This window comes from Streptococcus sp. HMSC076C08, from assembly GCF_001810825.1.
GTDB lineage: Bacteria > Bacillota > Bacilli > Lactobacillales > Streptococcaceae > Streptococcus.
Window position 1 is genome coordinate 222501 of the sequence record NZ_KV802734.1, and the last position, 11289, is coordinate 233789.

10 protein-coding genes are annotated in these 11289 nt (G+C 42.8%); all 10 read left to right on the plus strand.

Annotation, left to right across the window (positions count from 1 at the left end; translation table 11 throughout):
* Positions 1-46 precede the first annotated feature (46 nt).
* The 10 genes from HMPREF2766_RS06210 to pabB all read left to right on the plus strand — a co-directional run bounded on the left by HMPREF2766_RS06210 (position 47) and on the right by pabB (position 10951).
* Positions 47-1507: a nicotinate phosphoribosyltransferase gene (locus HMPREF2766_RS06210; RefSeq protein ID WP_070568585.1), complete on the plus strand. Its 1461-nt coding sequence runs from the start codon at positions 47-49 to the stop codon at positions 1505-1507.
* Entirely contained in the window at positions 1504-2328 is an 825-nt protein-coding gene (gene nadE, locus HMPREF2766_RS06215) for an ammonia-dependent NAD(+) synthetase (protein ID WP_070568588.1), read from the plus strand. The genes HMPREF2766_RS06210 and nadE overlap by 4 nt, the downstream gene beginning before the upstream one ends.
* Before the next feature lie 349 nt (positions 2329-2677).
* Positions 2678-3229 (plus strand): GNAT family N-acetyltransferase, encoded by a 552-nt coding sequence (locus HMPREF2766_RS06220; RefSeq protein ID WP_070568591.1) that lies wholly within the window; start codon positions 2678-2680, stop codon positions 3227-3229.
* A gap of 163 nt (positions 3230-3392) precedes the next feature.
* Positions 3393-4103, plus strand: coding sequence for a thiol-disulfide oxidoreductase-associated membrane protein CcdA2 (gene ccdA2 / locus HMPREF2766_RS06225; RefSeq protein WP_070568594.1), 711 nt, complete (start codon positions 3393-3395; stop codon positions 4101-4103).
* Between the two features lie 13 nt (positions 4104-4116).
* Entirely contained in the window at positions 4117-4680 is a 564-nt protein-coding gene (locus tag HMPREF2766_RS06230) for a redoxin family protein (protein ID WP_070568597.1), read from the plus strand.
* A 9-nt stretch (positions 4681-4689) separates the two neighbouring features.
* Positions 4690-5802, plus strand: a complete 1113-nt coding sequence (msrB, locus tag HMPREF2766_RS06235; protein ID WP_070568600.1) for a peptide-methionine (R)-S-oxide reductase MsrB — start codon at positions 4690-4692, stop codon at positions 5800-5802.
* Between the two features lie 70 nt (positions 5803-5872).
* A complete protein-coding gene (locus tag HMPREF2766_RS06240; RefSeq protein ID WP_070568603.1) occupies positions 5873-6610 on the plus strand; it encodes a response regulator transcription factor in 738 nt (245 codons plus the stop codon).
* Positions 6607-8298 (plus strand): cache domain-containing sensor histidine kinase, encoded by a 1692-nt coding sequence (locus HMPREF2766_RS06245; protein WP_070568606.1) that lies wholly within the window; start codon positions 6607-6609, stop codon positions 8296-8298. The genes HMPREF2766_RS06240 and HMPREF2766_RS06245 overlap by 4 nt, the downstream gene beginning before the upstream one ends.
* Positions 8299-8407: 109 nt before the next feature.
* Positions 8408-8971: a TIGR01440 family protein gene (locus tag HMPREF2766_RS06250; RefSeq protein WP_070568608.1), complete on the plus strand. Its 564-nt coding sequence runs from the start codon at positions 8408-8410 to the stop codon at positions 8969-8971.
* Between the two features lie 264 nt (positions 8972-9235).
* Positions 9236-10951, plus strand: a complete 1716-nt coding sequence (pabB, locus tag HMPREF2766_RS06255; RefSeq protein WP_070568610.1) for an aminodeoxychorismate synthase component I — start codon at positions 9236-9238, stop codon at positions 10949-10951.
* Positions 10952-11289: the final 338 nt, after the last annotated feature.

Genomic DNA, 11289 nt, shown 5'->3' on the forward strand with positions numbered 1-11289 from the left:
GGTAGAATACGTTCATACCTTTGTAAAGTAGGAAGAAGGAAAACAGATGTATCCAGATGATAGTTTGACATTGCACACGGACTTGTACCAGATTAACATGATGCAAGTTTACTTTGACCAAGGAATTCACAATAAAAAGGCGGTCTTTGAAGTTTATTTCCGCCAGCAACCTTTTCAGAACGGCTATGCAGTTTTCGCTGGCTTGGAAAGAATTGTACATTATCTTAAAGACTTGCGCTTTTCAGATAGCGATATTGACTACTTGGAGACGCTTGGGTATCATGGAGAATTCTTGGATTACCTACGAGATCTCAAGTTAGAACTAACGGTTCGTTCTGCTCAGGAAGGGGACTTGGTTTTTGCTAATGAGCCGATTGTGCAGGTTGAAGGACCTCTAGCCCAATGTCAATTGGTCGAAACGGCTCTTTTAAACATCGTTAACTTTCAAACCTTGATAGCGACAAAGGCAGCACGTATTCGTTCAGTCATTGAAGATGAGCCTTTGATGGAATTCGGAACACGTCGTGCGCAAGAAATGGATGCAGCTATCTGGGGAACACGCGCAGCCGTGATTGGAGGAGCCAACGGGACTAGCAATGTGCGAGCAGGGAAGCTCTTTGGCATTCCTGTCTTGGGTACTCATGCCCATGCCTTGGTACAGGTTTATGGAAACGACTATGAGGCCTTCAAGGCTTATGCGTCAACCCATCGTGACTGTGTCTTTCTAGTAGATACATATGATACGCTTCGCATCGGTGTGCCAGCTGCCATTCAGGTTGCTCGTGAACTGGGAGACAAGATTAATTTTAAAGGCGTTCGTATCGACTCAGGGGATATAGCCTATATTTCCAAGAAAGTTCGCCAACAGTTAGATGAGGCTGGATATCCAGATGCCAAAATTTACGCTTCCAATGACCTCGATGAAAATACCATTCTTAACCTCAAAATGCAACACGCCAAGATTGATGTCTGGGGGGTGGGTACCAAGCTGATTACAGCCTATGATCAGCCAGCTCTTGGGGCAGTTTATAAGATTGTGGCTATTGAAGATGAAACTGGTAAGATGCGCAATACCATCAAGCTTTCAAGTAATGCTGAAAAAGTATCGACCCCAGGTAAGAAGCAAGTATGGCGCATTACCAGTCGTGAAAAAGGCAAGTCAGAAGGTGACTACATCACCTATGACGGTGTGGATGTTGCCAGCATGACAGAAATCAAAATGTTCCATCCGACCTATACTTACATCAAAAAGACCGTTCGTAATTTTGACGCCGTTCCTCTCTTGGTGGATATCTTTAAAGAAGGAACATTAGTTTACGACTTGCCTAGTTTGACTGACATTCAGGATTATGCCCGTAAGGAATTTGACAAGCTATGGGATGAATACAAACGCGTGCTCAATCCGCAGCACTATCCAGTGGACTTGGCGCGTGATATTTGGCAAGATAAGATGGACTTGATTGATAAGATGCGCAAGGAAGCCCTTGGTGAAGGAGAAGAAGAATGAGTTTGCAAGAGACCATTATCCAGCAACTGGGCGTCAAACCAGTGATTGATGCCCAGGAAGAAATTCGTCGTTCCATTGACTTCTTAAAGAGATACTTGAAAAAACACCCTTTCCTTAAAACCTTTGTACTAGGAATTTCTGGAGGACAAGACTCAACCTTGGCAGGGCGCTTGGCACAATTAGCGATGGAAGAAATGCGAGCTGAGACAGGAGATGACAGCTACCAATTTATCTCTGTCCGCCTGCCATACGGAGTGCAAGCTGATGAAGCAGATGCTCAAAAAGCTCTTGCTTTCATCCAGCCAGATGTCAGCTTAGTTGTAAATATTAAGGAATCAGCTGATGCTATGACAGCTGCAGTCGAAGCGACAGGAAGTCCTGTTTCAGACTTTAACAAGGGCAATATTAAAGCTCGTAGTCGTATGATTGCCCAATATGCCCTTGCGGGTGCCCATAGCGGAGCCGTCATTGGAACAGACCATGCCGCGGAAAATATCACAGGCTTTTTTACTAAGTTTGGTGACGGTGGTGCAGACATTCTCCCTCTTTACCGCCTCAATAAACGCCAGGGGAAACAACTCTTGAAGGAACTTGGTGCAGACCCAGCCCTTTATGAAAAAATCCCAACAGCAGATTTGGAAGAAGAAAAACCTGGACTTGCTGACGAAGTCGCACTTGGAGTCACTTACAATGAAATTGATGACTATCTAGAAGGCAAATCAATCAGTCCAGAAGCCCAAGCAACTATCGAAAACTGGTGGCACAAAGGCCAACACAAACGCCACCTACCAATCACCGTATTTGATGACTTTTGGGAGTAAAAACCTCCAGTGGAGGTTTTTACCCTGAGCCTGGAAATGAGAAAGCGAGGAAGGCCCGGGGAACCTTTTTAGCTTTTTGCCTAGAAACTGGGAAGCAAGAATAACCTCCAGTGGAGGTTTTCAGCCCGAGTCTAGAAACGGGAAAACGAGGCAGATTCGGTAACTCGAAGAGTTCGATTTTCCTTGTCTCACCCCCGCAACGATGACTAGGTTTGAAAAAGCTTGGTAAAGCGCATTTCAAACCAGACAGCGACTGCGTCAAGTAACTAGATGAAAAACTTGTTTTCTAGCTGTTACTGAGTATAGTCTTTTTACCTTGAGCCTTAAGATTAGAAAGCGAGGTAACATTATGAAAGCAATCGGTACGCAAATATTACAGACAGAACGTTTGATTTTGAGAAGATTTGTGGAGAGTGATGCGGAAGCCATGTTTCAAAATTGGGCTTCGTCTGCTGAGAATCTGGCCTATGTCACCTGGGATCCTCATCCTGATGTTGAGGTGACTCGGAACTCGATTCAAAATTGGGTTGCATCCTATACTAATCCCAACTATTACAAATGGGCCATTTGTCTCAAAGAGAACCCAGAGCATGTGATAGGAGATATCAGCATCATTGAAATGCACGAGGAAGATTCAAGTTGTGAAATTGGGTATGTTTTAGGAAAAGATTATTGGGGTCGTGGTATGATGACGGAGGCCTTGAAAGCTGTCTTAGACTTCTGTTTTACTCGAGCAGGATTTCAAAAGGTCAGAGCAAGATATGCCAGTCTCAACCCAGCTTCTGGTCGTGTGATGAAAAAGGTGGGGATGTCCTATCTTAAAACGGTTGCCAATGGTGTGGAGAGAAAAGACTACGTTGCGGATCTTATTTATTATCAGATAAGCAGAGAGGACAGGTGATTGTCTTTTCTGTTTCTATCAAAGTCAGACCTTGTCTGGCTTTTTTTGTGCCAGATTTCTAAATAAACTGATTAAATTCCTATTTTTCCCTATCATTGTCCCTGTTTTTTCTGGAGTTTTGGGGATATAATAGACCTATCAAATCAAAGAATGGAGGAAGGCAATGGACAATGTAATCTTTTTTACCAGTGTTTTTCTTGCTGGAATTCTTTCCTTCTTTTCTCCTTGTATTTTACCCTTGTTGCCAGTCTATGCAGGGGTCTTGTTGGATGATAAGAATGATGATCAGGCTTCTAGCGGAAAATTTTCAACCTCACTTGTTAGTTTATTGCGAACTCTGGCCTTTATAGCGGGGATTTCTTTTATCTTTATCTTACTGGGCTATGGAGCTGGTTTTTTAGGCGATTTGCTGTATGCTTCCTGGTTTCAGTATGTGACGGGTGCGGTTATCATTCTCTTGGGCTTGCACCAGATGGAAGTCTTACATTTGCAGGGACTCTACAAGGAAAGAAGGCTACAATTAAAGAGACAAGGGCAAAAGGGTAACGGCTATAGTCAGGCATTTTTACTGGGGTTAACCTTTAGTTTTGCTTGGACGCCATGTGTGGGGCCGGTTCTGGGGTCTGTTTTGGCCTTAGCGGCTTCAGGTGGTTCAGGTGCTTGGCAGGGAGCTGGTCTAATGTTGGTTTACACGCTGGGTTTGGCGCTACCATTTTTGGCTCTAGCTCTTGCCTCCAGCCATGTTTTGAAACATTTCCGAAAACTCCATCCCTATCTCCGAACCCTCAAAAAAGTAGGTGGTTTCCTCATTATCGTAATGGGAATCTTGGTGCTTTTGGGAAATGCTTCCATTTTGACTACATTATTTGAATAGAGAGGAAAAAGAAATGAAAAAATGGCAAACATGTCTCCTTGGAGTGGGATCAATCTGTTGTTTGGCAGCCTGTTCGGCCAAAAATATGTCAGACGAGTCTACTATGAAGGAGCAATCCAAAACAGAACAAGTTAGTTCACAAACTGCGACTAAAGGTCAGGAAGTCGCTGATTTTGAACTAACAGGTGTAGATGGTAAGACCTATCGTTTATCTGATTACAAGGGCAAGAAAGTCTATCTCAAATTTTGGGCTTCTTGGTGTTCCATCTGTCTGGCTAGCCTTCCAGATACGGACGAAATCGCTAAAGAAGCTGGTGATGACTATGTGGTCTTGACAGTGGTCTCTCCTGGACACAAAGGTGAACAAGCAGAAGCGGACTTTAAGAATTGGTACAAGGGATTGGATTATAAAAATTTTCCAGTTCTAATTGATCCATCAGGCAAACTTTTGGAAAGTTATGGTGTCCGTTCTTACCCGACTCAAGCCTTTATAGACAAGGAAGGCAAGCTGGTCAAAACACAACCAGGTTTTATGGATAAGGATATGATTTTAAAAGAATTGAAAGAAATGGGGTAGAGAAAGGCTATGAATGATAAAGTAAAACTTTTTGTCTTGGCAGGGATCATTCTCCTAGCCATAACCGGTTTCTATTTTCTATTGATGCGAAATGCAGAGCAGACAGATAGCTCGCAAATTGAGAAAGCATCCGTTAGCCAAGGAGGAAAAACAGTGAAAAAAACAGAAGTGAGTAAAGACGCAGACTTGCACGAAATTTATCTAGCTGGGGGATGTTTCTGGGGAGTGGAGGAATACTTCTCACGCGTGCCTGGAATAACCGATGCCGTTTCAGGCTATGCAAATGGTAGAGGGGAAACAACCAAGTACGAATTGATCAACCAAACAGGTCATGCGGAAACCGTCCATGTCACTTATGATGCTAATCAAATTTCCCTCAAGGAAATCCTGCTTCATTACTTCCGCATTATCAATCCAACCAGCAAAAATAAACAAGGAAATGATGTGGGGACCCAGTATCGTACTGGTGTCTATTACACAGATAAAAAGGATTTGGAAGTAATCAACCAAGTCTTTGATGAGGTGGCTAAGAAATACGATCAACCTCTGGCAGTTGAAAAGGAAAACTTGAAGAATTTTGTGGTAGCTGAGGATTATCACCAAGACTATCTCAAGAAAAATCCAAATGGCTACTGTCATATCAATGTTAATCAGGCTGCCTACCCCGTCATCGATGCCAGCAAATATCCCAAACCAAGCGATGAAGAATTGAAAAAGACCTTGTCACCTGAGGAGTATGCAGTTACCCAGAAAAATCAAACAGAACGAGCTTTTTCAAACCGCTACTGGGATAAATTTGAATCTGGTATCTATGTGGATGTGGCAACTGGTGAACCCCTCTTTTCATCAAAGGATAAGTTTGAGTCTGGTTGTGGCTGGCCTAGTTTTACCCAACCCATCAGTCCAGATGTTGTCACATACAAGGAAGATAAGTCTTACAATATGACGCGTATGGAAGTGAGAAGCCGAGTTGGAGATTCTCACCTTGGTCATGTCTTCACAGATGGGCCTCAGGACAAGGGGGGCTTGCGCTACTGTATCAATAGTCTCTCTATCCGATTTATTCCCAAAGACCAAATGGCGGAAAAAGGCTATGCCTATTTACTAGATTATGTTGATTAAGAGGGCTTTCCTAAGCAGTTAGAGGAGAATTTTGCTATACTGATACTAGTAAGTGACAAAGGAGCAGAGCATGACCTACACAATCTTAATCGTAGAAGATGAATATCTGGTTAGACAAGGCTTGACTAAACTGGTCAATGTAGCAGCCTACGATATGGAAATCATCGGTCAGGCTGAAAATGGAAGACAGGCTTGGGAATTGATTCAAAAGCAGGTGCCGGATATCATTTTAACCGATATCAACATGCCTCAGCTAAATGGCATCCAGTTGGCCAGTCTGGTCCGAGAAACCTATCCACAGGTTCACCTAGTTTTTTTGACAGGTTACGATGATTTTGATTATGCCTTGTCTGCTGTCAAACTAGGTGTCGATGATTACTTGCTCAAGCCTTTTTCTCGTCAGGATATTGAGGAAATGTTAGGGAAAATTAAGCAAAAACTAGACAAGGAAGAAAAAGAAGAGCAGTTACAAGATTTATTAACCGATAAGTTTGAGGGAAATATTGCTCAGAAAATCCAGTCCCGTCTAGCTAACAGTCAGTTTAGTTTGAAGTCTTTGGCCAGTGACTTGGGCTTTAGTCCGACTTATCTGAGCTCCTTGATTAAGAAAGAGTTGGGCTTGCCCTTTCAGGATTATCTGGTGAGAGAGCGTGTTAAACAAGCCAAGCTCTTGCTTCTGACTACAGATTTAAAGATTTACGAGATAGCCGAAAAGGTTGGTTTTGAAGATATGAACTATTTTACTCAACGTTTTAAACAGATTGCAGGTGTGACACCTCGTCAGTTTAAGAAGGGAGAAGGCCGATGAAGCGTTCTTCTCTCCTAGTAAGAATGGTTATTTCCATCTTTCTGGTCTTTCTCATTCTCTTAGCTCTGGTTGGGACTTTCTATTATCAATCTAGTTCAGCAGCCATTGAGGCCACTATTGAGGGTAATAGCCAAACGACCATTAGCCAAACTAGCCACTTTATTCAGTCTTATATCAAAAAATTAGAAACCACCTCTACCAGTTTGACTCAGCAGAAGGATGTCCTAGCCTATGCTGAGAATCCTAACCAAGTCCAAGCCAAGGGAATTCGAGATCTGTTTTTGACCATCTTAAAGGCAGACCAGGACCTGAAAACGGTGGTACTGGTCACCAAATCCGGTCAGGTCATTTCTACAGATGACAGTGTGCAGATGAAAACTTCCTCAGATATGATGGCTGAGGATTGGTACCAAAAGGCTATTCATCAGGGAGCTAAGCCAGTTTTGACACCAGCTCGTAAATCGGATAGTCAGTGGGTTATTTCTGTCACTCAAGAACTGGTTGATGCAGAGGGGGCCAATCTTGGCGTACTTCGTTTGGATATTTCCTATGAAACTCTGGAAGCCTATCTCAACCAACTCCAGTTGGGCCAGCAGGGCTTTGCCTTTATCATCAATGAAAACCATGAATTTGTCTACCATCCTAAACGTACTGTCTATAGCTCAGCAAGTGAAATGGAGGCCATGAAACCCTACATCGAGACGGGGCAGGGCTATACGCTGGATCACCAATCCTACGTCAGTCAGGAAAAGATTGCAGGGACTGATTGGACGGTTATAGGCGTGTCTTCGTTGGAAAAGTTAGACCAGGTTCGGAGTCAACTCATGTGGACCTTGCTTGGTGCTAGTGCCTTATCTCTTCTTGCCTGTATCTGCTTGGTGTGGTTCAGTCTCAAACGCTGGATTGCCCCTTTGAAGGATCTGAGAGAAACCATGCTGGAAATTGCTTCTGGTACACAAAATCTTCGAGCCAAAGAAGCTGGCGCCTATGAACTGAGAGAAGTGACTCGCCAGTTTAATGCTATGTTGGATCAGATTGATCAGTTGATGGCAGATGTGCGCAGGCAGGAAGAAGCAACCCGGCAGTATGAACTTCAAGCACTGTCGAGCCAGATTAACCCCCATTTCCTCTATAATACTTTGGACACTATCATCTGGATGGCTGAGTTTCAGGATAGTCAGCGAGTGGTTCAGGTGACCAAGTCCTTGGCAACCTATTTCCGCTTGGCGCTCAATCAAGGAAAGGATTTGATTTGCCTCTCTGATGAAATCAATCATGTCCGCCAGTACCTCTTTATCCAGAAACAACGCTATGGTGATAAGCTGGAGTATGAGATTGATGAAGAACCTGACTTTGATAATTTAGTCTTGCCTAAACTGGTGTTGCAACCTCTTGTAGAAAATGCCCTCTACCATGGTATCAAGGAGAAGGAAGGTCAGGGACATATTAAAGTTTCTGTTCAGAAACAGAATACAGGGCTTGTCATCCGCATTGAGGATGATGGTGTTGGTTTCCAAGCTGCTGGCGATAGTAGTCAAAGTCAGCTCAAACGTGGGGGAGTTGGCCTTCAAAATGTCGACCAACGACTCAAACTTCATTTTGGAGAAAACTATCAGATGAAGATTGATTCTGTACCTTCAAAAGGGACGATAGTTGAAATATGCATTAATAAAATAGTAATGAGCTAACTCCCAATCTATTCTGGGAGTTTTGCTTTTAAAAATCAGAATGACTTGTTGGCCTTGATAAAATCAGTAAAAAAAGATATGATAGATAGTGACAAAAGAGGTATCAAGTATGAAGGAAAAAGACATTCAAAGAGCAACAAGCCAGATTGTAGAAGATGTAATAGACAAGGCTAATTTGAAGCAAGGAGCCATCTTTGTTTTGGGCCTTTCTTCTAGTGAAGTGATAGGTGGTCAGATTGGCAAGGAATCCAGCCAAGAAATTGGGGAAATCATTGTGAAGACCATTCTAGCTATCCTAGAGGAAAAAGGAATTCATCTAGCTGTTCAAGGTTGTGAACATGTCAATCGAGCCCTCGTTGTTGAACGTCAGGTGGCAGAGCGGTTTGGTCTTGAAATCGTCAGTGTCCTTCCGACTCTTCATGCGGGAGGTTCGGGTCAGTTGGCAGCCTTCAAGTTTATGCAGGATCCAGTTGAGGTTGAATTTATCAAGGCCCATGCTGGATTGGATATCGGAGATACTGCGATTGGCATGCATGTCAAGCATGTTCAGGTTCCGATTCGCCCTCTTTTGAGAGAAATTGGGCATGCCCATGTAACGGCTCTAGCTAGTCGTCCCAAACTAATCGGAGGTGCGCGTGCGCAGTATCCACAAGATTCTATCAGAAAGCCGTGAAATCATTCTGTAGTAACAGAAGAAAAGCAAAAGACAGAGGAATTAACGGTATAGATACCATGACTTCCTCTGTTCTTTTTTGTTGGATTCTTGTGCAAAGTGCTCCAAATAAGATCAGTTTTTACAAGAAGAAGGGGTGTTATCTGATGGAGAATTGCCAAAAGTAGAAAAAAGCAAGGTAGAGAAGATTTTTCGTTATAGAAATCAATAAACAAAGCTGGATTTAGCTGTTCTAGGTTGGCTTTTTTGTGCTATACTTAAGATATGCATAGAAAAACAGTGATTGATTTTAGGGCTTTGGGGGAGAGATACACCTTTACCCAGCCGATCAGAGAGTTAAAAACGAGAGATTTAGCAGAAGTAGCAGACTTGCTGGCACAAGTGGAAAGCTACCAAGAGCAAGGCTACTATGTAGTGGGCTATGTCAGCTACGAGGCTGCACCTGCATTTGAGGAGAAATTAGCAGTTCATAAAGCTCCTTTACTGGCAGAGTATCTGCTATATTTCACAGTTCATGATAGGGTAGAAACATCGCCTATTCCTTTGACTTATGAGGAAGTAGATCTGCCTTCAAAGTGGCGAGAACAAACATCTGCAGAGGACTATAAAAAAGCTATTTCCCAGATTCACCATCATTTGCGTCAGGGGGACACCTACCAGGTAAATTACACTGTCCAACTCAAGCAAGACTTGAGTGTCAATCCTTTTGCCATTTACAATCGTATGGTGGTAGAGCAGGAGGCGGGCTACAATGCCTATGTTGAACATGATGAGATGGCAGTGATTTCCATGAGCCCAGAGCTCTTTTTTGAGCAAAATGACCGTGAGTTGACAACGCGACCAATGAAGGGAACGACTCAGCGGGGAGTGGCTGACCAAGATGATCTGGACCAGGCTAGTTGGTTGGAGCAGGATCCCAAAAATCGTTCTGAAAATATGATGATTGTGGACCTCTTGCGCAATGATATGAACCGTATTTCCGAAGTGGGTAGTGAACATGTGGAGCGTCTCTGTCAAGTGGAGCAGTATTCAACCGTTTGGCAAATGACTTCGACCATCAAGAGTCAGTTACGATCGGATGTTGACCTAGTTGAAATCTTCCGTTCGCTCTTTCCATGTGGTTCCATAACGGGAGCTCCAAAAATTGCGACCATGGAAATCATCAAGAACTTGGAGCCCCAACCCAGAGGAGTTTACTGCGGAACGATTGGTCTCTTGCTTCCAAATGGACGACGGATTTTCAATGTCGCCATTCGGACCATTCAACTGCATCAAGGGAAAGCCATCTATGGAGTTGGAGGCGGGATTACTTGGGATAGCACCTGGGAATCTGAATACCGAGAGGTTCATCAAAAGGCGGCTGTACTCTATCGTAAACAAGCACGTTTCCAATTGATTACAACTGGGAAAATCAGCCAGAAAAACTTGTTATTTGAAGAACAACATCTGGAAAGACTGACAAAGGCTAGTCGATATTTTGCCTATCCTTTTAATCCGGAAGAACTGAGACAAAAGATAGAGAAAGAGTGCCAAGTTTGTGATGCTAATCAAGACTACCGCTTGCGAATCATCCTCAGCAAATCTGGAGAGATAGAACTCAGTAGCCAAATCTTAACACCCCTTAGTCCAAGTTTCTGTCAGGCTCAACTTTGTCTGCAAGAAGCAGATTTGAATCAAGCGTTTACCTACTTTAAAACAACTAATAGACCACACTTAAGTCTAGGGGAACAGGAAATCATTTACCATAATGCAACAGGAGAACTACTTGAGACCTCTATTGGAAATCTGGTCTTAAAAATTAATGGTAAACTCTACACACCGCCTACCAGTCTAGGAATTTTACCAGGAATCTACCGCCAGCATTTGCTGGAAAGAGGACTGGTAGATGAAAAAGTCTTGACTTTAAAAGACCTAGCTCAGGCGGAGGCTATCTATGGCTGTAACGCAGTCAGAGGTTTGTATGAGTTGGAAGTGATATAACTATGGATTTTTCAATTAAGTTTTAGATTTATTTGTTAATATTTAATATTTGATTTGAAAGCAAAATTAAATATATGGTATACTATAAGTATAAATCAATAAAAATAATGGAGATTTTTATGAAAAAATCAAAAAAATTTTAGTAACCAGCTTAGCAACTGCAACACTGGGACTTATTGCATTATCAGATACAACTGGAGACTTTCCTTTTTCGGCTCAGCATGTTTCTGCTCAAGAAAAGGATGCATCTAAAAATGGTAAGGTTGTAAAAGAGAATACAACTTCGGCGTCAAATCAAGCTGAGAAATCAAAAACACCAGCGCAAAAACCTGCTGAGA

Excerpts from the sequence above, each read along its gene's own strand:
- pabB (WP_070568610.1), top strand. The coding sequence starts at position 9,236 with ATGCATAGAAAAACAGTGATTGATTTTAGGGCTTTGGGGGAGAGATAC.
- HMPREF2766_RS06230 (WP_070568597.1), top strand. The coding sequence starts at position 4,117 with ATGAAAAAATGGCAAACATGTCTCCTTGGAGTGGGATCAATCTGTTGT.
- nadE (WP_070568588.1), top strand. The coding sequence starts at position 1,504 with ATGAGTTTGCAAGAGACCATTATCCAGCAACTGGGCGTCAAACCAGTG.
- HMPREF2766_RS06250 (WP_070568608.1), top strand. The coding sequence starts at position 8,408 with ATGAAGGAAAAAGACATTCAAAGAGCAACAAGCCAGATTGTAGAAGAT.
- HMPREF2766_RS06245 (WP_070568606.1), top strand. The coding sequence starts at position 6,607 with ATGAAGCGTTCTTCTCTCCTAGTAAGAATGGTTATTTCCATCTTTCTG.
- HMPREF2766_RS06210 (WP_070568585.1), top strand. The coding sequence starts at position 47 with ATGTATCCAGATGATAGTTTGACATTGCACACGGACTTGTACCAGATT.
- HMPREF2766_RS06220 (WP_070568591.1), top strand. The coding sequence starts at position 2,678 with ATGAAAGCAATCGGTACGCAAATATTACAGACAGAACGTTTGATTTTG.
- ccdA2 (WP_070568594.1), top strand. The coding sequence starts at position 3,393 with ATGGACAATGTAATCTTTTTTACCAGTGTTTTTCTTGCTGGAATTCTT.
- HMPREF2766_RS06240 (WP_070568603.1), top strand. The coding sequence starts at position 5,873 with ATGACCTACACAATCTTAATCGTAGAAGATGAATATCTGGTTAGACAA.
- msrB (WP_070568600.1), top strand. The coding sequence starts at position 4,690 with ATGAATGATAAAGTAAAACTTTTTGTCTTGGCAGGGATCATTCTCCTA.